The sequence below is a fragment of the Streptomyces cyaneochromogenes genome (genome assembly GCF_003963535.1).
Lineage (GTDB): Bacteria > Actinomycetota > Actinomycetes > Streptomycetales > Streptomycetaceae > Streptomyces > Streptomyces shaanxiensis.
Genome location: NZ_CP034539.1, coordinates 8,387,410 through 8,413,364 on the forward strand (window position 1 = coordinate 8,387,410; position 25,955 = coordinate 8,413,364).

The following is a 25,955-nucleotide window of genomic DNA, read 5'->3' on the forward strand; positions in this document are numbered from 1 at the left end:
CGCTTCACAGTGCCGCGGTCGCAGACCCGCCCGCGACCTCCGCGAGGGCGACCGGTCTTCGCTCCCGCCTCGACACCTCGCAGGCCTCCGAGATCCGCAGCGCCTGCAAGGCCTCCCGCCCGTCGCAGGGGTTGGCCCGCTCCCCGCGGACCACCTCCACGAACGCGTTCAGCTCCGCCTCGTACGCCGGCCCGAACCGCTCCAGGAACCCCGACCACGGCTTGTCCGCCGCGGGCGGCCCGGTCGGCTCGGTGGACGCGATCGGCGTACGGTCGTCGAGGCCGACCACGATCTGGTCCAACTCCCCGGCCAGCTCCATGCGTACGTCGTACCCCGCGCCGTTCAGCCGCGTCGCCGTCGCCGTGGCGAGCGTGCCGTCGTCCAGTGTGAGCACCACCGCCGCCGTGTCGACGTCGCCGGCCTCACGGAACATCACGGGCCCGGCGTCCGACCCGGCCGCGTACACGTCGACGACCTCGTGCCCGGTCACCCAGCGCAGCACGTCGAAGTCGTGGATCAGCGTGTCCCGGTACAGCCCGCCGGACAGCGGCAGCCAGGAGACCGGCGGCGGCGCCTGGTCGCTGGTCAGCGCGCGCACCGTGTGCAGGCGCCCGAGCCGGCCGGACCGCACCGCCTCGCGCGCGCCCGCGTATCCCGGGTCGAAGCGGCGCTGGAAGCCCATCTGGAGAATCGTCCCGGCCGTCTCCACCTCCCCGATCGCCTGCAAGGTGCCCGGCAGATCGAGCGCTATGGGCTTCTCGCAGAACACCGGAAGCCCCGCCCGTGCTGCCCGACCGATCAGTTCGGCATGGGCCGACGTCGCCGTGGTGATCACCACAGCGTCCACGCCCCACCGGAAGATCTCGTCCACCCCGGGCGCCGCGGTCTCGCCCAGCCGTTGCGCCAGTGACTGGGCCCGCGCGGCGTCCGCGTCCGTGAGGATCAGGGAGCCGACGTCGCGATGCCGGCTGAGAGTGTTGGCGTGAATCGTGCCGATGCGGCCCGTACCGATGACCCCGATGCGCATGGAAACAAAGTGCTGCTTCAGCGCGTACGCTGTCAATGCATATGTCAGGACAATCGAACTACACTACTTCCCGTCAACAACGCGTAGAGCTACGCTCGGCCCGTGCCGAAACCAGAAGTGGACCCGACCGTGGAACTCGAGCTCAGTGTGGACCGGAGCAGTCCGGTGCCGTTGTACTTCCAGCTGTCCCAGCAGCTCGAGGCCGCGATCGAGCACGGAGCGCTCACCCCCGGCAGTCTGCTGGGCAACGAGATCGAACTTGCCGCCCGCCTCGGCCTGTCCCGGCCGACGGTCCGCCAGGCCATCCAGTCGCTGGTCGACAAGGGCCTGCTGGTGCGCCGCCGAGGCGTCGGGACGCAGGTCGTGCACAGCCAGGTCAAGCGGCCGCTGGAGCTCAGCAGCCTCTACGACGACCTGGAGTCGGCCGGCCAGCGCCCGGCGACCAGGGTGATCGTCAACACGGTCGTCCCGGCGTCCGCCGAGGTCGCGGCCGCGCTCGGGGTGGCCGAGGACAGCGACGTGCACCGCATCGAGCGGCTGCGACTCGCGCACGGCGAGCCGATGGCGTACCTGTGCAACTACCTGCCGCCCGCCCTGCTCGACCTGGACACCGCGCAGCTGGAGGCCACCGGCCTCTACCGCCTGATGCGGGCCGCCGGGATCACCCTGCACAGCGCCCGCCAGACCATCGGCGCCCGCGCGGCCACCGCCGTCGAGGCCGAACGCCTCGCGGAGGAGGAGGGCGCCCCGCTGCTCACCATGCAGCGCGTGACGTTCGACGACACCGGCCGAGCGGTGGAGTACGGCACGCACACGTACCGGCCCACGCGGTACTCGTTCGAGTTCCAGTTGCTCGTACGGTCATGAGCCCGGCCGCCGTACGGTCCTGGCCGACGGGGGAGTCCGGGGACCCGGCTGGTCGCAATGTCCGGACAAAGTGCTGTGACCTGTGCCCCCCTTTGGCGCCCCGTTCGGCACCCAGCGTGAGCGTGCGGCACAATCGGCCCTGATGAGCACCTACCGCGACTTCACGGCCCCCATCGGCTCCCGCCGAGCCCCCGTGCTCCGAACGGTCGGCTCCCGGGAACGCCGGTCACATCTGACCGCACCCCGGGTGCCGACGGTCGGTATCGACATCGGTGGCACCAAGGTGATGGCGGGCGTCGTGGACGCCGACGGCAACATCCTGGAGAAGCTCCGCACGGAGACGCCGGACAAGTCCAAGAGCCCGAAGGTCGTCGAGGACACCATCGTCGAGCTGGTCCTGGACCTGTCCGACCGCCACGACGTGCACGCCGTCGGCATCGGCGCGGCCGGCTGGGTCGACGCCGACCGCAACCGCGTGCTGTTCGCACCCCACCTGTCCTGGCGCAACGAGCCCCTGCGGGACCGCCTCGCCGGCCGGCTCGCCGTGCCTGTCCTGGTCGACAACGACGCCAACTCCGCCGCCTGGGCCGAGTGGCGCTTCGGCGCCGGCCGTGGCGAGGACCACCTCGTCATGATCACGCTGGGCACCGGCATCGGCGGCGCGATCCTGGAGGACGGTCAGGTCAAGCGTGGCAAGTACGGCGTCGCCGGCGAGTTCGGCCACATGCAGGTGGTCCCCGGAGGGCACCGCTGCGCGTGCGGCAACCGCGGCTGCTGGGAGCAGTACAGCTCCGGCAACGCGCTGGTACGCGAGGCGAAGGAGCTGGCCGCCGCCGACTCTCCGGTCGCGTACGGGATCATCGAGCACGTCAAGGGCCAGATCGGCGACATCACCGGCCCGATGATCACCGAGCTGGCTCGCGACGGCGACGCCATGTGCATCGAGCTGCTGCAGGACATCGGCCAGTGGCTCGGCGTCGGCATCGCCAACCTCGCGGCGGCCCTGGACCCGTCCTGCTTCGTCATCGGCGGCGGTGTCTCGGCCGCCGACGACCTGCTGATCGGCCCCGCGCGCGACGCCTTCAAGCGCCACCTCACCGGCCGCGGCTACCGCCCCGAGGCCCGCATCACCCGGGCCCAGCTCGGTCCCGAGGCCGGCATGGTCGGCGCCGCCGACCTGGCCCGCCTGGTCGCCCGCCGCTTCCGCCGCGCCAACCGGCGCCGGGTCGAGCGCTACGAGCGCTACGCCCGGTTCGCGGAGGCCCGCCGTGCGTCGCAGGGGCCGGCCTGACCGTGACCGTACCCCGCCAGGCCGACTCCCCGGACGAGCCCCAGAAGCCGGCCGAGGACCGTCGCCACATGATCCGCCGCAGGGCGCTCACCCTGCTCATCATCGTGCTGCTCATCGGCGTACCCGCCGGCTATCTCGTCATCTCCGCCAACCAGAGCCGCGAGAGCGGCAAGGACAAGGAGGAGAAGTACTCGGCGACCGGCCTCACCCCGCACTGGCCGTCGAGGGTCCAGCGCCGCATCTACCAGGTGACGATCCCGGTCCCGTCGTACAACGTCGGCTACTACGAGACGAACAACTGGCGGACCAGCAGGCTCTACGTCCAGTTCTCGACCACCGACGAGAACCTGGACGCCTACCTGGCGACCATGGGTTTCGACCGGGACGACCTGAAGCCGGACGAGATCACCATCAGCGCCCGTGACCAGAAGATCACCGGCTGGAACTTCACCGGCCCGGGCCCCTGGTACGGCCTCATCCACCACCAGAAGAACCCGGCTCCCACGCACGACGTCGTCGTGAGCATGGCCGACCCGGAGAACCCGTTCGTGTACGTCGTCTCGCGCACGGTCCCTTGATCACGCCGTGACGCATCCGGTCCGAGCCGGACGCCGGGGCCGATTGTCAGACCCCGCCCGTAGAGTCGAAGACGGTTGATCCGACTCATGGGCGGGAGGTGACAGGACGTATGAGCGACAGGGCCGCGCACAGCGGCGGCACGGCGGTGGCCGAGCGTGCGGGGGAGACCGTCCCCGTCCGGCTCGCGGCCGTCTTCCTGCCCGCGCCCCTCCCGCGCGAGGGGCGGATGGCCTTCTGGGACCCCGAGGGCGGCCCGCTGCCCGGTGAGGACACCGAACTCACCGTCGTACGACGCCATGGAGCCGCAGTCCGCCGCAGGACCACCCCGGCGCTGTCGTTGCCGCTCGCCGAGGCGCTGCCGCTGCTCGTGCGCGCCCGGCGCGATCCGGCCGCCCACCCCGCCACCGCCTGCTGGGGCGCGGCCGCGCTGCACGCCCTGCGGCTCACCGCGCGCGGCCGGCTGCTGCCCGGCCTGACCCCGCTCGGCCACGACGCCTGGCGGGCCGGCCCCCTCGACCCGGACGACATCGCCCACCTGCGAGCGGTCGCCGCGGCCCTGCCGTACGAAGGGCACGCAGTACCCCTGACCGGCCCTGGCCCCCTCCGGCTGCCCGAGCCGGAGGCGCTGATGCGCTCCTTCCTGGACGCGGTGGCGGACACCCTGCCCCGCACCCCCGCCGCCCCGCACACCTCGGGCAGGCCCTTCGCCGCACGCGAGGCCCAGCGCCTGCCCGACGCGCACGACTGGGCGGCCGAGGTCGCCGCGGGCATGGACGCGGGCGTGCGGATCTCGCTGCGACTGGATCTGTCGGCCTACGACCTCTTCGACGACAGCGGCGACGGCGTACGCAGCGCGGGCGCGGCGATCGTCCAGGTGCACAGCCTCGCCGACCCCACCCTGGTGGCCGACGCGGCAGCCCTCTGGTCCGGCGGGGCGGACGCGGCGTTCGGGCCACGCGCGCGCGTGGACGCGGCGCTTGCGGTGCGGCGCGCGGCCCGGGTGTGGGCACCGCTCGACCGGCTGTCCGAGCAGGACGCGCCCGACGTGCTGGCCCTGTCCGACGAGGAGTTGGGCGACCTGCTGGGCGTGGCCGCGACGCGGCTCGCGGCGGCCGGGGTTGCGGTGCACTGGCCCCGGGACCTGGCGCACGACCTGAGCGCGGCCGCGGTCGTACGGCCCGCGCCGGGCTCGGCGACCGACGGCACCGGTTTCTTCGAGAGCGAGGAACTGCTCCAGTTCCGCTGGCAGTTGGCGATCGGCGGCGACCCGCTCACCGACGCCGAGATGGACGAGCTCGCCGAGGCGCACCGCCCGGTCGTCCGGCTGCGGGACCACTGGGTGCTCGTCGATCCGGGCCTCGTCCGCAAGGCCCGCAAGCGCGAACTGGGCCTGCTCGACCCGGTCGACGCGCTGTCCGTCGCCCTCACCGGCAGCGCGGAGGTCGATGGCGAGACGGTCGAGGCGGTACCCGTCGGCACCCTGGCCGCTCTGCGCGACCGGCTGACGGCGGGGGTGCGGCCGGCCGCACCGCCACCGGGACTGCGGGCGACCTTGCGGGACTACCAACTCCGGGGCTTGGCCTGGCTGGACCTCATGACGTCCTTGGGGCTCGGCGGCTGTCTGGCCGACGACATGGGACTGGGCAAGACGATCACGGTCATCGCCCTGCACCTCAAGCGTGCCCGTACGGCCCCGACCCTGGTGGTCTGCCCGGCCTCGCTGCTCGGCAACTGGCAACGGGAGATCACCCGTTTCGCGCCCGGCGTCCCCGTCCGCCGCTTCCACGGCCCGGACCGCACCCTGGAGGACCTGGACGGCGGCTTCGTCCTCACCACGTACGGCACGATGCGGTCCGCGGCGGCGACGCTGGCCCGGCACGACTGGGGCATGGTCGTCGCCGACGAGGCCCAGCACGTCAAGAACCCGTACTCGGCGACGGCAAAGGCACTGCGCACGATCCCGACACCCGCGCGCGTGGCGCTGACCGGCACACCCGTCGAGAACAACCTCTCCGAACTGTGGGCCCTGCTCGACTGGACGACACCGGGTCTGCTCGGCCCTCTCAAGTCCTTCCGCGCCCGGCACGCGCGCGCGGTGGAGAACGGCGAGGACGAGGAGGCGGTGACCCGGCTGGCCGCCCTGGTCCGCCCCTTCCTGCTGCGCCGCAAGAAGTCCGACCCCGGCATCGTGCCCGAACTGCCGCCCAAGACGGAGACCGACCACCCCGTCCCGCTCACCCGTGAACAGGCGGCGCTCTACGAGGCGGTGGTGCGTGAGTCGATGCTCGCGATCGAGACGTCGGAGGGGATGGCGCGCAGGGGCCTGGTGCTGAAACTCCTCACGTCCCTCAAGCAGATCTGCAACCACCCCGCGCTGTACCTGAAGGAGGAGGCGGCGACGCCGACCGAGCGACTGGCGGCCCGCTCCGGCAAGTTGACGCTGCTGGACGAGCTCCTGGACACCGTGCTGTCGGAGGACGGCTCGGCGCTGGTCTTCACGCAGTACGTCGGGATGGCGCGGCTGATCGCCTCCCACCTCGCCGCCCGGGCCGTCCCCGTCGACCTGCTGCACGGCGGCACGCCGGTCCCGGACCGCGAACGGATGGTGGACCGCTTCCAGAGCGGCGCGACACCGGTCCTGGTCCTGTCCCTGAAGGCGGCGGGCACCGGCCTGAACCTGACCCGCGCGGGCCACGTCGTCCACTTCGACCGCTGGTGGAACCCGGCCGTGGAGGAACAGGCCACCGACCGCGCCTACCGCATCGGCCAGACCCAGCCCGTCCAGGTCCACCGCCTCATCACCGAGGGCACGGTCGAGGACCGTATCGCGGAGATGCTGGAGGCCAAGCGGGCGCTGGCCGACGCGATCCTCGGCTCCGGCGAGTCCGCCCTCACGGAACTGACGGACCGTGAGCTGTCCGACCTGGTGTCGCTGCGGAGGGAGTCATGAACGGGGCGGGGGAGTGGGGGAGTTCGGGCGAGCGGGAGGCGGGGTCGGGGGAGGTGGAGCTGCGGGAGGCTGAGCTGCGGGGGGCGGGTCCGGGGGAGGCCGAGCTGCAGGAGGCGGAGTCGGGCGAGGCCGAGTTGCGCGAGGCGGGGATGTCCGACGACGAGCGGCCCACGGACTTCGCCCCGACCGCGGACGAGTCGAGCGGACGGGGGGACCCCGAGCCTCGACCGGCCGATGCGGCACGCCGGGCGCTGCGGGCCGCGCGGGAGCGGCGGGAGGGGGCGGCGGGGAGGAACGGGCGGCGTGGACCCGTGTCCGACGACTCCGCGGGTCAGAGTTCGCCTTCGGGGGCGGCGAGTTCCACCGTGCGGCGCGAGGAGTCCGCGGCCTCCGAGGGGCTGGAGCCGAGGGAGGGGCTGTCCGCCGGCGAGGAGTCGGTACCGGAGACGCACGACCACCCCGCAGCCCGGCCGGGTGATGCGGCCCGTGCGGCGCTGCGGCGTGCGGTAGCCCCCGCATCCGGTCCGGATCCGGAACGGGGCGGTGCCACCGGGGGGACCCCGACGGAGGGGGCCGACCCCGCGTCCGTCCGACAAGGGGCGCGTCCCGCGGACGTCGCCCGTGAGGCGCTGCGCGCCGCCCTGGGGGAGAGGCGGCGGGCTCAGGCGGAGGCTGCCGACAGGGGGGCCGAGGACACGCGACGGTCGCGCCGAACCGCATCGACCGGTTCCGCGGGCGGCCGGGCCGTGGGGGAGGGTGCCGAGGTCCGGCGTGCCCGGGATGTACGGAGCTTGCTCGCCGGCGCCTTCCAGATGCCGTCGTGGGACTCGCCCTCCGGCGAGGACGGGGCGGCGCCCGAACTGTCCGCACAGCGGCCGAACCAGCCTACGGACGCCACCGCGGCCTCGCCCCCACCCTCGCCCTCTACCCCGGCTCCTGCCACACCTCCCTCGGAGCCCACCACGTCCCTGCCGCGGACCGATCCAGGCTCACCCAAGGCAGAACCGCCCACAGGAACCACCGCACACCACCCCGTCCCCCGCACGTCCCCCGGACTCCCCCCTCCCGCCACCCCCCAGGTCCCCCGCTCCATGGCCGCCCCCGGCCGTGACGGTGAACTCCGCCGTACGTTCCCCGCCTTCGCGCCCCGCGCCTCCGACAGCGGCGACGCCCGCTTCGCCGAGACCTGGTGGGGCAACGCCTGGGTGAGCGCTCTGGAAGAGGGCGCCCTCGATCCCAAGCGGCTGGCCCGCGGACGCGGTTACGCGGAGCAGGGGCATGTCGACGCCATCACCGTGACCCCGGGGCTCGTGCTGGCGTATGTGCAGGGCAGTCGGCCGCGGCCGTACCGCGTGCAGGTGCGGCTGCGGACGCTCGATGAGGACGACTGGGCGCGGTTCCTGGACGCGGCGGCCGACAGGCCGGGACACATCGCCGCGTTGCTCGACAAGGAGATGCCCCACTCCCTCGCCGAGTGCGGCGTGCCGCTGCTGCCGGGTCCCGGCGACCTCGACCCCCACTGCAGTTGTCCCGACCGCGGCCATCCCTGCAAGCACGCCGCCGCCCTCTGCTACCAGACCGCACGCCTGCTGGACGCCGACCCCTTCGTCCTGCTCCTGCTGCGCGGACGGGGCGAACGCGAGCTGCTCGACGCCCTGTCCCGTCGCAACGCCACCCGTGCCGCCCGCGCCGCACAGGAGCGGGCACCGGAGCCGCTCCCGGGCGTGCGGGCCACCGACGCCCTCGCGCCGGACCGCCGGCTCCCACCCCTGCCGACGCCGTTGCCCGTCCCCGCCCACCCGGAGCAGCCCCCGGTCTACCCGGCGGCGCCCGGTGGCCCGGACCCCTTCACGCTGGACCAGTTGGCGACCGACGCCGCCGCCCGCGCCCACGCCCTGCTGAGCACCGGCCGGGACCCGGTCGCCGAACTGACCCTGTGGCAGGACGCGGTACGGCTCGCCGCCGCACGCCCCGGCTCCGGCCTCACCGCCACCACCCGCGCCCTGTACTCCTCGCTCGCCTCCGCCGCCGACCGCACCCCGGCCGAGCTGGCCCGCGCGGTGGCCGCGTGGCGCCAGGGCGGCCTGGAAGGTCTCGCCGTGCTCGAAGAGCCTTGGGACCCGCCCGCGGGCCGCTTCGACCGGGCCCGTCCTCTGCTCCTCGCCGCCGACCTCCCCGCCTTCCGCCCCTGGCGCAACCGCCTCACCCATCCCCGCGGCCATGTCCAACTCCGACTGGGCCGCGACGGCCTCTGGTACCCGTACGAGTCGGAACCGGGCCATGACGACTGGTGGCCCCATGGCACCCCCGACCTCGACCCGGTCGGCGCCCTGACGGGCCTGGGTACGTCGTCGGAAGGCTGACAACGACCGTGGCGCACGCCCCACTTGAGCCACTCGGCGGGTCACCGCACCGCCGGCGGCATGCCGTGGGAGACGCGGCGCGCGCACCCGGTTCGGGGCCACCGCTCGCGGCTGAGCGCCTGTGGTTCGCCCCCTACCGATGGCAAGGCCCTCCCCCACCGGGGTGAAGGGGCCCACGTGATGCAGGCCAACCCCTAGCAGCACGCCGCTGTGGAACAGCTACGAGTGGGGCTGTGGACGAGTGAGACGGGGACCCGGGCGCCCAATGTTGGATTCAGGCGCCGTCTTTCAGGCGTGCCCAGGGACGGCGATGCGAAGATCGAGGAGTTGTTGCGTATGCACGGGCACGTGGTCTTCGGCGAGGCCATCGATGAGGCTCGACAGTGGAATCGGCTGGTCCAGCACGAGTGCGTCGTTGGACAGGAGGAGCGACGGCACCAGAACCGTGGCGGCTTCCGCGTTGAGCTGGTCGGCGATGTCACACAGGACGGTGGCCTGGCTCCGGACATGATCAATCAGGTCCGCCCGGCCCGAGTGCTCGGCGATGATCCGGTCAAGATTCCAGCGGTCGAGGGAGACCCGGTTGTCGAAGGTGGGCCGCGAGCCGGCGACGACGCCCATGGCAACCGCTGCGATCGAGGCGTCGACGCTGAGGAGATGAGCCAAGATCTGGTCGGCGTTCCATCCTCCATCGTCCGCCTCGCCGAGGTCGGGGGTGGCCGCTGCATCGAGCAACCTGTCGTAGGCGCTGCGAAGGGCTGTCGTGTCCATAACGTGCTTCCCTTCAGTCGGGGCGTGTCGAACTCGAATCCCGCTCCGCTGCCTCAGCGACGCGTTTGATGTTCGCCAACCGCCGGTCCCATTCGGCCGCGAGTGAGGCCATCCACCGTGCCGTTGCGTCCAACGCCGCAGGCCGCACCGCGTACCGCACCTCACGTCCGACCCGGCTGCCTGAAACCAGCCCGGCGGCGTCCAGGACGGCGAGGTGCTTGACCACCGCCTGCCGCGAGATGGGAAGTCGTTCGGCGAGCGTCGTTGCAGTGGCCTCGCCCTGTGCGGCGAGCAGATCAAGCAGTTGGCGTCGCGTCGGGTCGGCCAGCGCACCGAGGACGCTGTCGACGACCTCGGCGGCGCCGGGAGGTTCTTCCGTCACGTGGAGGGCTGTTCGGCGCGTGCCTTGAGCGCGTCGAGCTCCAGGGGCCAGCCTTCGCTGTGGTCCTTCAGATTCTGACTGCGCAGCTCCTCGGACCCTGCCAGCGCCGCGAACCCGCTCTCGACGACGCGCAGCCGCGTCTGGTCGCCTTCCGGGGTCAACGTGAACTCCACGAGGGTGCTGTTGTCCTCGCGCAGCTCTTCTCCGGGGAACGCGCTGGTCCAGCGGTATGCCAGGTACGTCGGCGGCTCGACCTTCTCCACGCGCACCGGGAAGTCGCCGTGCTCGGCGTTCTTCACCACCATCGACTCGCCCTCCTTGGCCACGGTACCGGCCAGGCTCGCTTTGTCGGCCACCCAGAACCCGGGTTGGGCCACCAGCGACCAGACCCGCTCCAGGGGTGCCGCGATCAGGGTTTCGCGTTCGATCCGGTCCGCGCTCATGAGGGACTCCTCCATCGTCGACATCGAATGCAACCCCAGAGTTGCACATCGACCCCCTAGGCGCAACCCAAAGGTTGCACCTAGGGGGTCATCGTTGGTTGGTGATGATGGATGGAGGCTGGGTGAGGGCCGTGAGGCTGCTCAAAGACCGTAATGGTCGCGTCCCACCAGCGGTCGGCACATCCGTGCGCCTCGGCCACGAAACCAACCGCCGCGTCAACCCCCGAAGGACTTCCGGAGGTGTAGGAGGGCCCGCGCAGGCCGCCTACGAGGTCGGCAGGGACTGGTGCGACGTCCTCCCGCTGGAGGGCGGCAGGACCGCTCTCGTCGTGGGCAACGTCATGGGCAGCGGCATCGAAGCCGCCGCCACGATGGGTCGCCTGCGCGCCGCCACCGCCGCCTTCGCCGACCTCGACCTGGAGCCCGACCAGGTCCCGCAGCGCCTCGACACGAGCACGTCACGGTTGGAGCAGTACATCGCCACCTGCCGTTACGCCGCCTACGATCCCCACCGCGGCGAGTGTCACATCGCCAACGCCGGACACCTGCCACCCGCCCTCGTCCGCGGCGGCGGCCACCCCCGACTGCTCGACCTGCCCACCGGCACCCCACTCGGCGTCGGCGGCGTCCCACCGGACGAGTTGCGCGCAGTTACGCACCGTCGTCCGGCCGCCCTCAACAGGCTCATCGCAGCCTGTCCGAGCGCGACGAGACGTGCGCCGCGAACGAGCTATGCACCCTCGTTGTCGCCGCGCAGGGAATGGATCATGCTCTGCAGGATCCGGAACGCGTCCTCCTCCTCGGTCTCGTTCAGGCCGGCCAGCATTCTGGCCTCGACGGACCGGACGGCTGCGCTCGCCTTCTCGAGGCTTCGTCGGCCGCGGGGCGTGAGCCGCGTGGGAAGCGCCTTCCCGACGGGTGCCTCCGCGGGCCTGGTCACGTAGCCGTCTCGTTCCAGGGCCTGGAGCAGTACGTTCATCGTCTGCCGTGTCACGAACGCGCCCCGCGCGAGCTCGGAGTTCGACAAGCCCGGTCGTTGCGCCAGCAGCTCGAGGCAGGAGTAGTGGGTCACGCTCATCCCGAGCGGCCGCAGCACTTCCTCCATGGCCGCGCGCAGCGCGCTCGACGCTTCTTTGAGCAGGTAGCCCAGTGACGTCTCCAGGTCGACGCCGACACCTTCTTGCCTCATGTCAGTATTCTGACATAGGTTGATGCGTGTCAGAAAACTGACACGAAGAGAAGGAGTGTCATCATGCCCGCCACCGGCCCCGACTTCATCTCGCTCCAAGTGCGCGACCTCGACGCTTCGCAGGCGTTCTACGAGCAGTACCTGGGCCTCGTCCGCTCGCCGGCCGGACCTGCGCACGCCGTCGTCTTCGAGACGAAGCCGATCGCGTTCGCCGTCCGCGACGTCATTCCCGGCACCGACCTCGCATCCGTCGCTCAGCCCGGTATCGGTGCCGCGATCTGGCTCCACGCCACCGACGTCCAGGCCATCCACGACGCACTCGTCGCCGACGGTCACACCATCGTCTCCGCACCGATCGACGGTCCCTTCGGGCGGACGTTCACCTTCGCCGACCCCGACGGCTACCAGGTCACGCTCCACGACCGCGCTTGATCGACCAGACGCCACCGGACGATCATCAGCGGTTGCGCCCCAGGCCCGTGCGTGACGCTACCTTCTGCTCTGCTGATCTGACGACGTTTCGCTCCGCACACCACGCCGGGCTGAGGGACCGGTTCAGTCCTTCGCCGCAAACGGCAGGCGGGTGAGGCTGCGGTCGTGCAGGCGGCTGAGGAGCAGCAGTGAGCAGGTGGCGCCGATCAGCGCGCAGAACATGTCCCACTGGGTGTCCCAGACATCGCCCTGGGTGGCCAGGAACGCGTCGGCGGCCTGTCCGCCGATCACGGCCGCCGCCCACTCCAGCATCTCGAAGACGGCGCTGAAGGCGAGGCAGGCGCAGACGGCCAACGGGGCGAGCCAGCGGCTGCCGCGCAACGGCGAGGTGCGCACGAGGAGTTCCCGGACCAGGATCGCCGGGACGAAGCCCTGCATGAGGTGGCCGAAGCGGTCGTAGGGGTTGCGCTCCAGGCCGAACCAGTCGCGCACCCAGTCACCGGCCGGGACCTCCGCGTAGGTGTAGTGCCCGCCCACGATCAGGACCAGCGCGTGCACGGCGAGCAGACCGCACAGCAGGCCGCTCAGCGGGAACCGCCGCCGCAGCAGGATCGCCAGGGGCAGGCCCACCATCACCCACACCGTCTCCAGCAGCCAGGTGGTCGGGTCCTTGGCACCCCACGCCGACGCCATGAGCGCCGCGGCGACGACGGCCACGAGAACGGCGGGCAGTCGGCGACCGGTACCGCCGGGGACGGATGGTGCGTCCGATGGCGAGGGGTTGACGGCCATGTGGATGGCGGACATTGGGTGCTCCTCGTGTCTGTGTGGTGGCGCCATCCTCGGGGTCGTCGCGAAGCCCGGCATGAGTACGCCTACTCATCTGCCGTGTGGGGACGCCTGGTTGGGAACTCAGCGGAGGCTCGGGCCGGAACTCAGGAAGTGGGCGGCGGCGGTGCGGCCGGGTCCAGGTGGTGGCCGTCGTCCTTCACTCGGTCGCCCTGAGTGGCCAGCATGTGGCGGACGACGGGCTCCGGCATACGGATCACCACCGGGTGCGGCAGGGTCAGCTCCCGTACCGCCGTGCCGGCGCGGTCCCGCGCCCGGCCCGTCACGGTGGCCTGCACTCTGACATCCAGGGTGAACTGCACCAGGACCGCCTTCATCTTCGGTTTGGTCACGGGCATCGAGCCGGAGGAGTTCGCCATGGCGTCGTTCGTGCCGCCGGCGCCGCCCGCGTTGCCGATCAGCTGGTTGAGGCGGAACTCGGTGGCGTTGAGCACTCCTGCGCCGACCAGCGCGCGGGCGGTCCTGCTGTGATCGGTGCTGCTCTGGCCGTCGGCCTGGGTCGGCCGGGGAGCGGCCAGATCGCTCTGCCCGAGAGTCTCGAAGGTCATCTTGCCGCCGAGACCGAGGACCTGCCCGTTGCGCAACCGCGCGTGCACGGAAGCCCGCAGGTCCTGCCCTTCCAACCCGGTCGCGTACACGGGCGGCAGGTCGGCCCCGGCGGCGGTGAGCAGCGGCAGCGCGCTGATCATCCACTCGGTGGACACCGCCTCGTCGAGGGCGTAGGCGGCCGCCTGTCCCTTGGCGCGGAACCGGTCGCCGCCGCCGGCCGCCCGTACGGCGGAGCTGACCAGCTCCCGGACCTGGGGCGCGCCCTGGAAGCCGTTGACCTGTGCTTCCAGGGGCAGCTTCACACCCGCGTCCCGCCAGGCGGGGGTGAACGCCGTGGCGCCGCCGTCGCGGCTTCCCCGCGAGGCGAGAGCATGGTCCTCCACCGGCATCCGCACCCGGGAGAGCGCCTCCAGGTCCGAGCGCAGGATGCGATGGGTCAGTGCGGTCCTGCCGAGATCGGCGCGGGCCAGCCTCTTGTCGCCCTTGTAGAGTTCGAGGCTCGCACGGATCGGCACCCGCACCTTCTCCGAGGTCAAAGAGCTGTCCGCGACGGACTTCATGCCGAGCTGGCCGCGGCGCACGTCGGCGTCGCGTCGTGAGTGGCCGGACGCGTAGCCCATGCCCCCCGCTCCGCCGACGTTCCTCAGCCCACCGGTGCCGTTCTCGGGTCTGAGGGATCCGGCGAGGACACCCTCGACGCCGGTGGTGTGTCCCTTGTCGCGGGAGGTGGCCTGCTGCGCGACGGCCGAAGTGATGTACTCCATGTCCCGGCCGTCGCTCGCGGGCCCCGTCGACATGCCGTCGCCCGCCCTGCCGAGCTTGAACACCGCCCAGTACGGTGTCCTGCGGTCGTCGAGGAGCTCGACGGTGACTCCGCCGTCCATCGCACTGGACAGCAGCCCGGCGGAACCGTCCCGGTCGAGAACACGCAACAGCCGTTGCACGTTGTCGTTGCGGTCGTCGGTCTGGCGGCGGGGCAGCAGGCGTTCCACGAGGATCGCGTGCGGGCCCCGGGCGAGGCGGCCGCGCAGCTGTGTGAGCAGGGGGACGAAGTCCGGCAGGTCCTCGATCATGCCGAAGCCGAGGGCGCGGTTCGCCGCGAGCGCCGGTGCGGATGAGGTGGTCGTGGTCGTCGCCGTCGCGGTGTCCGTGTGGGCGGCCGGTGTGCGGGCGGCGGCCGTCCGGGAACTCTCCGCCTGCGTCTCACCGCTCGGATGCGGAGCCGTGAGGCCATGGTCGGCGGGCGGCGTTGTCCGAGCGGCCACCTCCTGCCGTACCGACTCCGGCAGCTGTGCCTCCGTCAGCCATACGGCCGCCGCCGCAGGCAGGGTGCGCACGCCCTTGGTGACATAGGGGCCCCCGCCGGTGACCTTGACCTCCGCGACCATGTTCAGCAGCACATCGCACTGGACCAGGTACAGCTGGCCCTTCTTCGGGGTGTGGGCGTTGCGCTCCACCGTACCGGCCACGGTGAGCGCCTCGGCGTTGCTCCTGCCCGAGGTGTGGGAAACCGCCAGGCCCTGGCCCGCGCGCCAGCTGGGACCGGTCTCCACACCACCGACCGTGTACTGGAAGGCGTGGGAGGTTCCCTTGCCCTTCTGCCCGGTGGACTGGTGCCCGCCGAGCACGAAGGTCTCGGTGCCCGGCCCCTGAGCCAGGTGCAGGAACTTCGGGTTGGCCAGGGAGATCCGGGTCCCCACCGCGCCGTTGAGCCCGGCGAGGCGCCGCGGATAGGTGAGGTTCTTCACGACCCAGCCGGCGGACGCGGCCTGCCGCAGCGCGCCCTGGATCGCCCGCTCGCCGAACCGCTCCTCGATCGCCTGCCGAGGCGCGAGCCCCTCCGTCGCGAGCGCCGGGTCCTCGCGCAGACCCTTGTCGCGGGCCGCCGCCCGGGACAGCAGCTGGAGGGCGAGGTCCCGTACCGGTTCCCCGTCGAGCGACTCCACCAGCTGCCACTGCGTCAGCAGTTCTCCCACGGACGGCCGTGGAGTGAGCTCGGCCAGATCGCCAATCCCCTTGGCTTCGAACTGGTGCTCGGCGGCGGCGGGCGCGCTCCGGCGAGCGGCGGACACGGCGGCGATCCGGTCCATGTCCGCCCTGTCCACGGTGAATTCGGTCGGGGTGAGCAGCCGTATGTCCTGTGGACCAAGGTTGAGGTAGGCGACCGTCTCGGCCTCCGGCACGTCCCGGCCCGGTGTGCCCGGGGTGACACCACGGAGGAGTTTGCGCGGCCTGGAGGTCATGGTGACCTCCACATCGAGTCGCATGGCCGCCGTGAACGCGCTCGCGCTGTCGGAGCCGTTGGACACGATGTCCGTACGGCTGGTGGGGCCGGCCTGGTTGCGGCGGGCGCCGCTGCGGTGATGCTCGTAGCGGGCTCCCATGGTCATGATGCCGGGAACCACCCGTGCCTGGCCCAGGAGCAGACCGCCGATGGACCGTGAACTGCCCCTGCCGCTCTGCGAGTTGCTGGTGACGCCGGCGTGGCTGCGCACCGACCAGTCCTTGATGTCGCCCTCGAAGGCGGTCTCGCCCAGCGCGCCCTTGAAGAGGAGTTGCACGTCGTGCGCGTGCAGGCTCGTCTTGCGGCGCAGCCGTACCCGGATGCCGGTGGACAGCAGCTGGTCCTTGTTGACCCGGAGGTTGGTCTCCGACATGGCGGCCATCAGCGCACGGTAGTTCTGGCGCTGGGTCTCGGCCTCCTCCTGGCCGATCTCCGCGGGCGCGGGATCGGTGCCGAAGGCGGGGAGGTAGCCGGCGAGCCGGGGGTCGGTGGCGAACAGTCGGCGGACGGTCCGCACCATGGGCCCGGTGTCGAGTCGGCTGAGCGCGACGTTCGCTCCCTTGCCGCCGAAGGGCAGGAACCGCTCGACTTCGACCTCGGCGCCGTGTGCGTCGGTCGTCCTCGGCTTCTCGGTGAACTCACCGGCGTTCATTCCCTGTGGCAGGGGCAGACCCAGTGCCTTGGCCTCGTCGGCTCTCAGACTGAACCAGACGTCCATCGAGTGACGGGCCACCCGGGGCCCGGGACGCAGGGCCATGTCCCCCGCGCGTTGGCCCGTGCCCTCCGCGGTGAGGGTCATCCTGCCGAAGTACAGGGCCTTCGCCCCGCGGACCTCGGCGCCCTGCCGGCTGGAGACGGCCTGTTCGGCCGCGGTGCCGCGCGCCTTGCGGGCACCGCCGACCGGCATCGCGCCACCACGGACGACGGCCGCGTTGGCCACGGCCCCGACCCCGATCGCCGGGCCCGCTCCGGCCTGGAGCGCACGGCCCTTGCCCGCGCTCTGCGCGACCGACGTCTGGGCCTGCTGGTGGTTGCGGAGCTGGGTGTTGCCGGTTCCCCAGGCGGGGACGACCCGGTCGAGCGTCGCCCGCAGGTGGTAGCTGCCCACCGTCTTGCCGTCCTTGGCCACGAGGTCCTCGCCGACGACGCCGTCGCGCAGCAGCCGGGGCAGGTCCTCCAGGACCGTCGCCGTGGCGGTCGCCGCGTACAGCCGGGCCCGGCCGGGGGCGCCGGGTGAGGTGACGGCGGGATGCATGACGGAGGCGACCGTGTCGAAGAGTCCGCCGCCGCCTTCATGGGGTGCGGCGGTCTCGGTCACCCCGATGGGGGCCAGGGAGTCCGAGAGGGAGACGGCCCGAGCCTGGGCGGTCGACCCCACTGGACGCCGGGAGCGCTGTGTCGTTCCGGGCCCGCCGGTGCCCGCCGGGGTGAGGTGCTCGACCGGGACCCGGTGGGTGAGCCCGCCCGGGACCTGGGCGGTCCGCGTCGACCCGTCGCCGACCTTGCGCACCCGTACCGTGTACCGCACCTTTCGGTGCACCTCGACCGTTCCCTTGTCGCTGCGCAGTACGCGGATCTCCGCCACGTTCCGCTGGTGCCGGGACTCGCGGGAGGACTGCCAGGGCTGGACGTTGCCGGTGACGGCGCCGCCGAGCCACAGTCCCGGCACGACGGGCGCGAGACCGAAGGCCACGCCACCGGCGCCCTTGCTGGAGGAGCCCCCGCCGGTGCTGCTCACGGTGGCGGCGCTGGTGTGGTGGACGTCGAGCTTCGTGTCCTTGCCCTCGGGATCCTCCAGTTCGGCGAGCGGCTGCGCCGTGACGTCGGCCGGGAGTCCCGCCTGGAAGAGGGGAGGGCGGTCGCCGGGGGCCCGGGAGATGCTGACGGTGACGTCGTACCACTCGGCGCCGCTCGTGCCCGGGACGGGGAAGGCGCGGCCCGCCCCGAAGAAGCTCTCCGGCCGCCCGGCCAGCTCCGCCTCGATGTCGGCGAGGGCGCCGTCGTCCTGCCCGACCAGGGCGGCGATCCGGGATCGCACCAGATCGTCGCCGGTCAGCCCGTACGTCATGGAGAGCCCGCCCGCCTCCAGGTTCAACAGGTACGACGGCAGTTCGAACCGCTGCGGTGCGGGCGGGCTCGGTTTCCCCTTCTCTTTGGCCTGGGGGGCGGCGGGCCTGATGCCGGACACCGCCGTCAGATGCGGCTCTTCCGGTAAGCCGAACGGCTTTTCCGGCGGAAGAACGCCCGCCCTGCCCTTCCCCTTGTTCGGGCCGACGCCGACCTCCTCGGGGCCGGGCTGCCGCTCGGAGAACCCGCTCCAGCTGCCTGAGCGCGGTTGCTGCCCCTGCCCGTTCCGCGCGGCCCGAATCGCCTCAGCGGCCGCCCTGTTGCCCGCCGTCTGCTGGACGGCGCGCACGGCGAGGGGCGCCCTCCCCGGTCTCTCGATTCCCTTCTCCTGGGCATCGGGGCGGGAGCCGGACCGCTGTGGGGAAGCGCCGCTCCGGCCGCTTCCCGGCTGCTGGTGACTGCGCACGCTGTCTCGCTTCCCCTTGGCGGGACGACCGGCCTACCGGGATCTGCCGCTGTTGGACGGGCCGAAGAACTCGATCTCGGCGATGGCGACCTGTTTGTCGGCGGAGGCCGCGTAGGCCGAGCGCACGATGAGACGTACGGCGGTGACCTCATCGGCCCGGAAGGCGCGGCGCTGGCCCCCGGCGGCCTGGTCGAGGGTGAGGAAGCGGGATTCCTTCTTGCCGCCCGCGGTGGTGATCACGGCCTCGACGCGCCGGGGGAGTGCCGACTCGGAGAGCTCGTCGGCGCGCACGGAGACGCCGGGGGTGATGATGACGTCGAGCAGTCGGGTGGGCTGGTCGAAGCGGGCCTCGACCCATTCGCCCTCACCGGACTGGTTGACCCCCGGCCCCCACCAGGTGTTGTTGAGCTTGTCGAAGGCGAGTTCCGGACCGTGCCGCGGATAGGAGCGCGAGGCTTTGACGCTGTCCGGTCCGACCGGGCCGCGCTTGGAGAAGTGGTCGCGGACCGCGCTGACGGCGTCGTCGGCGTTGACGACGGCGGTGATCAGCACAGTGAGCAGCACCGCCCAGAGCGCCCAGGTCATGAGGTAGCCCAGACCGCGCTTCAGACGCGGCCGGTCACCGGCCCACGGTGCCTCCCGCTGACGGAAGTCCAGCACGCGGCGCCACCATGGGCGGCGTCCGGGGACCGCGGGGCCGCCGGATTGCGGCATGGCACACAGGACGCAGTAGTGCCGGTCCGGCCGGTTGGACGTGCCGCACCAAGGGCAGGGCACACCGCCGTCGGCGCCGGGTTCCCGGCCGGGGTTGCGGACCTGCGGGCGGTCCGCGACCGGGCGGCCCGGCAACACCGGCGGGATGGACGCTGTCGGCGCGTCCCGGCGGTCGCTGTCGGCGACCGGCACGATCAGAGACCTGGCCCGGGCGACCGTGTCGTCTCCGGCGGCGGGGGTTGCGGAGGACGCCGAGGGACGCGGTGCGGTAGGGGCGGCTTCAGCCCCGCCTGTGCGGGTGGGCTCGTCGGTTGCCCCAGTCGTGTGCGGATTCGGGGTGAGCGGCTCGCTGCGGCGCGACGCGCTCGTGCCGGGGTCCTCGGTGCTCGACGCGCTGGTGTCCGGTCGGCCGGGGCTCGGACGGTCCGGGTCCGGCCCAGGCTCTCCAGAGGTACGCGTGCCGGACGGGGTGCCGTCCGTTTCCGAGGTTCGCGTCGCGGTCGACGGGGCCTCCCCGAACGAGGCCACGACATCGGCGTACGCGTTGTCCTCGGCATCGGCGTACTGCCCGGTGGCCCGCCCCGATCCCGGCGACGGCTCGGTGCTCCCGGTCGCGGACGCCCCGAGATCGACTGACCGGCTTCCGTCCCGGTCGTCCGGGCCCGTGTCCCGGCCGACCCCACCCTCAGCTGCCCGGTCGCCTTCGGCCCGGGAGGCCGATCGCCCGGCGGCTGGGCGGGCTTCCGCGGTGTGCGCGTCGTCCGTTCCACGGGCGTTGCCGGTCCGGGTGGCGAACTGCCCGGACGCCGGCTCCTCGGTGCGCGGGGCGTCCGACTCGCGGGCGTGGGCGTCTTGGGCCGTCTCACCGCGCGCCGTGTGGCGGGCCCAGCGCAGCACGGCGCCGCAGGAGTCGCAGAAGAACTGGCCGGGCGCCGCCCGGGTGCCGCAGTCGGCGCAGCGCGCTGCCCCGTCCCTGCCGGAACCGGTGGCGGGGGGCTGGCTGGTCATCTCTCGGGAATCCTTTCCGCGGCGGTCACCTGGACCGTGTAGGGCATATGGGCGGGGCGGGCCGCGGCGACGAGGCTGTCGAGCCGGTGTCTATCCGCGGGGGCCGGGTCGGGCAGCCGCAGGGTGACGTGCAGCCGTGGCCGGGGCTCGCCGGGGACGGGGCCGAGTGGCCCGGCGCTCCAGTCGGCGGCTCCGCTCTCGCTGATCTCCGGCTCCACACCGAAGGCCAGCCGGACCGTCTCGGCCAGTCCGCGTCGCGTGCCGCGTACCCGGTGCAGATGCGCGGCGGTCGCCACGGCGGCCCGCAGCCACTCCTCGGGCTCAGTGCCGTCGGTCTCGGCGCCGACCCAGCCGCCGAGCCAGCGGGTGAAGTCCGCCGGGGCGAGCGCGGGGGTGAAGTAGGAGTCCAGGCAGTCCAGGACGTTCAGGATCGGAGCGAGCACCTCGTCGAGACCCGCGACGAAACGCTGTGCCAGGTCGTCGTCGGCGAACACGGCGGGCAGCATCTCGCCGAGCGGTGCGGAGGACCTCAGCCCGTCGACGGAACCCCTCGCACTCATGCGCCGTCCCCCATCACGCGCACCCGGTGGTCGAAGGAGAACACCAGCGCCGCCGGGTCCAGGTCGATCCGGTCCGTCGCCTCGCCCCGCTTTCCGGTCAGTGGGTCGGCCGGGTGCAGCAGCACCTCGTCGACCAGTTCCACACCGGCCACGCGCTGCAGCACAGCGAAGATCTCGCCCGCCTGGACCCGTCGGCCGAACGGCCAGCCCGTGCCGTCGGCGCCCCCGGTCAGCGGGTCGAGGTGGCGGTAGAGGGCGTCCTGCGCCTGCCGCCGCACCCGGTCGGCGTCCACGCCCCGGAAGGCGTGCACCGTCGCGACGACGGTCACACCCTGGTAGAACGGCGGCCCCACCGCCAGCCGGGTCCCGATGAGCCTGCGCTCGTCGAGGAAGCGGGTGATGCGTCGCAACAGGCCGTCCCCGGGGACCAGTTGCTCGAATCGCAGCCTGCCGCCGGGGTCCGGCACCGCCTGCGGGACCACCAGCACCCGTACCGCGTACGCCCCGTGCTCGCTCTCCTCGCCCTCCAGGCAGGAGATACGGGCCGTCTCCGGGGCGGCACGCCGCGCGAGTTCCTCGTAGTCGCGCAGGGTCACCGCGCGCTCCTGCGCCCGCAGGGTGATCGGCGCCCGGGTCTTGGCCTCCTCCACCGTTTCGCCCTCGACCCCGCCCCGCGCCGCCTCCCGGTTGACGACCGATGAGACGTACGGGACGGAGGTGCGCAGCACCCGCACCGCTCCGCGGGCCACGTTCCCGGCCCGGCCGCCGCCGACCCGGTAGCGGCGCACCCGTACGACCGCGCCCTGCGCAGGCACCATCCCGTACTGCCGCAGGGTGCCGTCGGGTTCCCGGACCGCCGGCCCGAAGGCGATCTCCCCGGTCGTGGCGTCGACGGTGATGTGGCGGTCGTGCGGTCCGGAGGCGGCGAAATGGGGTACGACGTCCCAGTCCTGCCAGCCGTCGTCCTCGGCCGTCTGCAGCAGCACCGGCGGATCGTCCCCGACGACGGGCGCGTGAGCCAGCCGGAACCGCTGGCCGGGCAGGCTGGTGGACTCGCCGAGGGACTCGTCGTACACGGTCTCGGCGTGCACCACGCCGGTGGTGCCGCCCACGGTGAACGCCTCGGCGGCACGCACGGTCGGCGAGGTGGTGTAGAAGGGCTGGCCCGGTAGCGGCTCGGTGACCCGGCAGCGCAGCCAGCCGGCCTCCCGCCCGCCGGTACGGGACAGCACATGCCCGCCGGGAACGTGCAGCACGGCCTCGCCCGGCCGGTTGAGGCCGCCGGTGCCGTCCCGGTCCACCTCACACGCCGCCCAGCCGTCCTCGGTCCACGCCTCCCAGACCAGCGGCGGCTGCCGCGGGTCGACGCCGACACCGTCGACCCGGCTGTCCAGACCCAGCGCCACCGCACAGTGCGGCACGGCGGCGTCCAGCCCGAGCAGCATGCAGTCACCGGGGCGCGGGGCCTCGGCGAAGCACATCACGTCCTTCGCCTCGGCGAGATCGGCGGTCAGATCGGTGACGGGCTCGCCCTGTCGCTGCACCATGAGATGGCGCAACGCGCTGGGTACGACGACCAGTTCACGCTCGGTCGCGAAGACGACCGCCTCCTCGCTCTCGGTGCGAGCGGTGGCGACCTCGGTGCCGACGGGCAGCACCACCGGTTCCTCCTGCGGGGCGGAGAGCCAGAAGGTGACCTCGGCCCGGGCGGCCGACGGCGGGAACAGCCGGATGCCGACCAGGTCGAGGAAGGCCACGTGGTTCTTCTCCGGCACCCGGTTCAGCCGGTAGACGATCTGGTCGGCCATGTGGGCGACGGTCTCGACGAAGGTGATGCCCGGGTCGGAGACGTTGTGGTCGGTCCACTCGGGGGCGCGCCGCTGGATGTAGCGCTTGGCGTCGTCGACGAACTGCTGGAAGCGCCGGTCGTCGAGGTTCGGGGAGGGCAGGGCCATCAGCGGGCGCCTTCCGGGGAGGGGGCCGAGCCGTCGTCATCGGGCTCGTCGTGGGAGGGGATGACGTAGAACGGGAAGACCAGGCTGCGCGGGTTGTTGGTGCCGCGGATCGCATAGCGGACGTCGATGAAGAGCACCCCCTGGTCGGTGCTCGCGGTGACCTCCACCTCGGTCACCTCGATCCGTGGCTCCCACCGGTCGAGGCTGACGTAGACCTCGTGCTGGATGCGGCCCGCGGTGGCCTCGTTGACCGGTGCGAACACCAGATCGTGGATGGCGCAGCCGAACTCCGGCCGCATCGGCCGTTCCCCCGGCGCCGTGGACAGGACCAGCCGGATGGCCTCCTCGATCTCCCGCTCCCCGCTGACCAGGGCGATGCCCCCGGTCGGCCCGATGCGCAGGGGGAACGCCCAGCCGGCCCCGACGAACTGCTCGGCCATCAGCAGACCACCCGCCTTCTCCCGCTCCTGGCGGACTTCACCAACATCACGAACGTCATGAACTTCACGGACTTCATGGACCCGACGACTCTCATGTACTGCGCGGACCGCACCGGACTCCCGCCGTCACGGGATCGGATACGGCTTGTTGTTGACCAGCACGACGCCCTGCAGCATGAGCGTGGCGGCCCGGATGCCCACGTTGGCGGCGGAGTTGACCTGGACGGTCCCTCCCGCGGTGACCGTTGCCGCGCCCGCCGCCTTGAGGCTGAGCGCGCCCAGCGCGTCCACGTTGACGGCCCCGGCGAGCGACTTGAGGTTGACCAGACCCCTGCCCTGGAGGGTGAGGGGTCCGCCGCTCTTGATCGTCAGGGCCCGCCGCGCACTCAGGGTGAGGTCCGTGCCCGCCTCCACCGACACCGACCGGCCGCCCTTGATGGTGACGGAGCCCTTGCTGTCCACCGTGATCTCGGTCCTCGTCCGGTCGAGATTGATGGTGAGCCGGTCGTCGCCGCTCGCGACGCGCACGCCCTGCCGACGGGCGCCGGTGGTCTGGCTGAGCAGGTCCACCCGGTTCCCGTCCCGGTCGGACAGCGTGTGCCGGATGGCCTTCTGCCGCAGTCCGTCGTGCAGGGGCACGTCCGGTACAGGGGTCGGCACGTCCCGGCCGTTGTAGAGGCCGCCGATGACGAACGGATGGTCCAATGCCCCTCGGTCGAAGGCCACCAGCACCTCGTCACCGACGTCCAGCGGGAAGATCCCGCCGCCCGACTTGCCGCCCCACTGCACGGTGCGGGTCCAGTCGCTGACGTAGGTGTCGTCCAGCCACGGGAACCGCAGCTTCACCCGGCCCTGCTTCAGCGGGTCCTGTACGTCGGTGACCAGGGCGTTGGCCACGCTCGGCAGCCTTGGCGCGGCGGTGCCGCCGGCGCCGGAGGCGAGCCCGTACAGGGAACGCCACTGCCGGCCGCTGACGGTCACCCAGGTCTGATAATGGCTGTCGTCGCCGAAGACGTGCCGTACGGAGGTGACCGTGTACTTGCCCTCGAAGGGGACGCCCACGTCCCTGAGTGTGACCGGCACACCGGGGCGCAGTTTCGGGTTGCCGCGCACGGTGACCTCCAGCTCGGCGAAGGAGGACGCGATGTCGTCGGCGAGCGCGTTGGCGGCGTGCCCGACCTCGGACTGACGGTCGTACGGCGTCTCGGTCTCCACCAGTCTCCCGGGCGGGAACGCCGAGGCGGCCGCGCCCGGAGTGGTGCCGATGGCGACGGCTGGGGTGCTGGTCGTGGGCGCCGTCGCGGTGAGCGTCCTCTTGGTGGTGACGTCCCAGCCCCGCGACTCGACCCTGCCGATCTGGTCCGCGGAGGTGACCGCGGCCCGGCAGCGCAGCACGTCCTGCCCGGCGTGCAGCACGAACGGGCTCTTGTCGCCGTCGGTGCTGGTCGGTGGAGCTCCGGACGCCGGCGCCGCCTCGACGAACTGGAATTTCCCCCGCGAGTCCAGCGACATCACCATGCCGTTCTCGCCGGCGAGCCGGGAGAGGAAGTCCCAGTCGGTGACGTTCGACTGGCTGATGAACTCATAGACAGTCTTGGTCGACTGCACCCTGCCGATCGCGATGCCGCTGCGCGCGGCCAGTTTGCGGGCGATGTCTGCGGCGGTCTGGTTGCGGTACGCGGCGACCCGGCGCTGCCGCATCAGACGGTGGCCCAGGTCGTATCCGCGGATCACGGTGAACGTGCCGGTGCCGTCGTAGTCGGTCTCCATGCCGGTCACCTCGCCGGTGAGCAACGGCGATGCCGCGCCCTGGCTGTCCGAGACCGGCGCCACGACCACCTTGGTGCCGAACCGTACGTTCAGCTCGCCGAGCAGCAGGCCGTGCGGGTCCCGGAAGGTGAGCCGGAACGCGCCGGGGACGCCGGCCCCGAGGTCCACCCAGGCCCCGACGAGATCGTCGGCGATGTGGTCCGGGAGCTTGCCGCCGCCGATCGAGACATGGACGACGTTGGAGAAGGACGCCTGCGCCATCAGTGACCGCCCACCTCTTCGGCTGCCGGAAGCACCACTTCCGTGCCGGTCCGCAGCCGGGACGGGTCGTCGATGCCGTTGGCCTCGGCGATCGCCCGCCAGACGTTCGCGTCGCCGTACTCCCGCCACGCCAGCGACTGCAGCGTGTCGCCCGCGACGACGCGGTGCACACGCCGCGCGGTGAGCGCTCCCGAGGTGGGGTTCTGTCCCCTGGTCCGGCTGGGGATCTCGTGCAGTCGCACCTGGCAGGTGGCTCGGATCGGTACTCCTGTGGTGCCGAACAGCGAGTAGGCGGCTTCCACGGAGGAGACGTACGCGGTGAAGCGGGCCGTCGAGAAGGATCCCCACTGGAACACGACCCAGGGGGTGGAGGGCTGTTTGGCGGCGATACTCTTCGCGGTCACCTCACAGCACGAGAACAGTGCCTCCACCTTCTTCAGCACGCTGTTGCCGCCCGGGTCGGCGGAGGTGTCCAGGAAGATCTCCACCGTCATCTGCCGTGGCTCGGGTCCCATGAACTCCGGTACGGAACCGTCGCGCACCGCGGCGGTCGGGGTGCTCTTCCACTGGGCCTGCCGGCTGAGCGCGAGCTGGGAGGGGTTGAACTCGAAGGTGAAGTTCCTGATCAGCGCGCCCGGGGTGGTGCTGCGGCCGATCGGCGGCTCGTGAATGGCCAGCGAGGCCCGCACCAGGCTCTTGCCCGCGCCGCCTCTTCCTGCCTTGACTGCCATGTGCGCT

At 72.3% G+C, this 25,955-nt stretch carries 19 protein-coding genes and 1 pseudogene; 7 read left to right on the top strand and 13 right to left on the bottom strand.

The annotated features are described in order from the left end of the window. Positions 1–4: 4 nt before the first annotated feature. Entirely contained in the window at positions 5–1,027 is a 1,023-nt protein-coding gene (locus tag EJ357_RS37930) for a Gfo/Idh/MocA family protein (protein WP_126396185.1), read from the bottom strand. Positions 1,028–1,156: 129 nt separating this feature from the next. Between EJ357_RS37930 and EJ357_RS37935 the strand changes: the two genes are divergently transcribed. The 5 genes from EJ357_RS37935 to EJ357_RS37955 all read left to right on the top strand — a co-directional run bounded on the left by EJ357_RS37935 (position 1,157) and on the right by EJ357_RS37955 (position 9,077). Then, positions 1,157–1,894: a GntR family transcriptional regulator gene (locus EJ357_RS37935; protein WP_175647873.1), complete on the top strand. Its 738-nt coding sequence runs from the start codon at positions 1,157–1,159 to the stop codon at positions 1,892–1,894. 142 nt (positions 1,895–2,036) lie between these two features. Beyond that, on the top strand, positions 2,037–3,185 hold the full coding sequence (locus EJ357_RS37940) for an ROK family glucokinase (protein WP_126396186.1): 1,149 nt from the start codon (positions 2,037–2,039) through the stop codon (positions 3,183–3,185). Next, positions 3,182–3,763: a sugar kinase gene (locus tag EJ357_RS37945; RefSeq protein ID WP_126400549.1), complete on the top strand. Its 582-nt coding sequence runs from the start codon at positions 3,182–3,184 to the stop codon at positions 3,761–3,763. Before EJ357_RS37940 ends, EJ357_RS37945 begins: the two co-directional genes overlap by 4 nt. 110 nt (positions 3,764–3,873) lie before the next feature. Continuing rightward, complete coding sequence (locus tag EJ357_RS37950) at positions 3,874–6,714, top strand: DEAD/DEAH box helicase (RefSeq protein WP_126396187.1); 2,841 nt, start codon at positions 3,874–3,876, stop codon at positions 6,712–6,714. Beyond that, positions 6,711–9,077, top strand: coding sequence for an SWIM zinc finger family protein (locus EJ357_RS37955; RefSeq protein WP_228472735.1), 2,367 nt, complete (start codon positions 6,711–6,713; stop codon positions 9,075–9,077). The genes EJ357_RS37950 and EJ357_RS37955 overlap by 4 nt, the downstream gene beginning before the upstream one ends. A gap of 288 nt (positions 9,078–9,365) precedes the next feature. On the opposite strand, the gene EJ357_RS37960 is transcribed toward EJ357_RS37955, so the two are convergent. Genes EJ357_RS37960 through EJ357_RS37970 form a run of 3 tightly spaced genes read right to left on the bottom strand, consistent with a single transcriptional unit; the run spans position 9,366 to position 10,673 of the window. Then, positions 9,366–9,848, bottom strand: coding sequence for a hypothetical protein (locus EJ357_RS37960; RefSeq protein ID WP_126396188.1), 483 nt, complete (start codon positions 9,846–9,848; stop codon positions 9,366–9,368). Positions 9,849–9,861: 13 nt separating this feature from the next. Further along, a complete protein-coding gene (locus EJ357_RS37965) occupies positions 9,862–10,230 on the bottom strand; it encodes an ArsR/SmtB family transcription factor (RefSeq protein WP_126396189.1) in 369 nt (122 codons plus the stop codon). Continuing rightward, the gene (locus EJ357_RS37970) at positions 10,227–10,673 is read right to left on the bottom strand and encodes an SRPBCC domain-containing protein (protein ID WP_126396190.1); all 447 of its coding nucleotides are present in this window, start codon (positions 10,671–10,673) and stop codon (positions 10,227–10,229) included. Before EJ357_RS37970 ends, EJ357_RS37965 begins: the two co-directional genes overlap by 4 nt. A 251-nt stretch (positions 10,674–10,924) precedes the next feature. Between EJ357_RS37970 and EJ357_RS37975 the strand changes: the two are divergent. Then, positions 10,925–11,305: pseudogene (locus tag EJ357_RS37975) on the top strand (PP2C family protein-serine/threonine phosphatase); the annotation flags it as partial. Between the two features lie 98 nt (positions 11,306–11,403). Here EJ357_RS37975 and EJ357_RS37980 read toward each other — a convergent pair. Next, positions 11,404–11,862: a MarR family winged helix-turn-helix transcriptional regulator gene (locus EJ357_RS37980; RefSeq protein WP_126396191.1), complete on the bottom strand. Its 459-nt coding sequence runs from the start codon at positions 11,860–11,862 to the stop codon at positions 11,404–11,406. 63 nt (positions 11,863–11,925) lie between these two features. Here EJ357_RS37980 and EJ357_RS37985 point away from each other — a divergent pair, with 63 nt between their 5' ends. Continuing rightward, positions 11,926–12,294 (top strand): VOC family protein, encoded by a 369-nt coding sequence (locus EJ357_RS37985; protein ID WP_126396192.1) that lies wholly within the window; start codon positions 11,926–11,928, stop codon positions 12,292–12,294. A gap of 123 nt (positions 12,295–12,417) precedes the next feature. Here EJ357_RS37985 and EJ357_RS37990 read toward each other — a convergent pair whose 3' ends face one another. From EJ357_RS37990 to EJ357_RS38025, 8 genes are all read right to left on the bottom strand, one after another. After that, positions 12,418–13,101: a DUF2238 domain-containing protein gene (locus EJ357_RS37990; protein WP_407698440.1), complete on the bottom strand. Its 684-nt coding sequence runs from the start codon at positions 13,099–13,101 to the stop codon at positions 12,418–12,420. A gap of 128 nt (positions 13,102–13,229) precedes the next feature. Next, positions 13,230–18,392: a hypothetical protein gene (locus EJ357_RS37995; RefSeq protein ID WP_126396193.1), complete on the bottom strand. Its 5,163-nt coding sequence runs from the start codon at positions 18,390–18,392 to the stop codon at positions 13,230–13,232. Between the two features lie 150 nt (positions 18,393–18,542). Beyond that, on the bottom strand, positions 18,543–20,231 hold the full coding sequence (locus EJ357_RS38000; protein ID WP_126396194.1) for an NADase-type glycan-binding domain-containing protein: 1,689 nt from the start codon (positions 20,229–20,231) through the stop codon (positions 18,543–18,545). Continuing rightward, the gene (locus EJ357_RS38005; protein WP_126396195.1) at positions 20,228–20,791 is read right to left on the bottom strand and encodes a phage tail protein; all 564 of its coding nucleotides are present in this window, start codon (positions 20,789–20,791) and stop codon (positions 20,228–20,230) included. The genes EJ357_RS38000 and EJ357_RS38005 overlap by 4 nt, the downstream gene beginning before the upstream one ends. Further along, a complete protein-coding gene (locus EJ357_RS38010; protein WP_126396196.1) occupies positions 20,788–22,746 on the bottom strand; it encodes a putative baseplate assembly protein in 1,959 nt (652 codons plus the stop codon). Before EJ357_RS38010 ends, EJ357_RS38005 begins: the two co-directional genes overlap by 4 nt. Continuing rightward, positions 22,746–23,186: a GPW/gp25 family protein gene (locus tag EJ357_RS38015; protein WP_126396197.1), complete on the bottom strand. Its 441-nt coding sequence runs from the start codon at positions 23,184–23,186 to the stop codon at positions 22,746–22,748. The genes EJ357_RS38010 and EJ357_RS38015 overlap by 1 nt, the downstream gene beginning before the upstream one ends. Before the next feature lie 126 nt (positions 23,187–23,312). Then, positions 23,313–25,217, bottom strand: coding sequence for a VgrG-related protein (locus EJ357_RS38020; protein WP_126396198.1), 1,905 nt, complete (start codon positions 25,215–25,217; stop codon positions 23,313–23,315). Continuing rightward, the gene (locus EJ357_RS38025) at positions 25,217–25,948 is read right to left on the bottom strand and encodes a CIS tube protein (RefSeq protein ID WP_126396199.1); all 732 of its coding nucleotides are present in this window, start codon (positions 25,946–25,948) and stop codon (positions 25,217–25,219) included. Before EJ357_RS38025 ends, EJ357_RS38020 begins: the two co-directional genes overlap by 1 nt. Between the last annotated feature and the right edge of the window lie 7 nt (positions 25,949–25,955).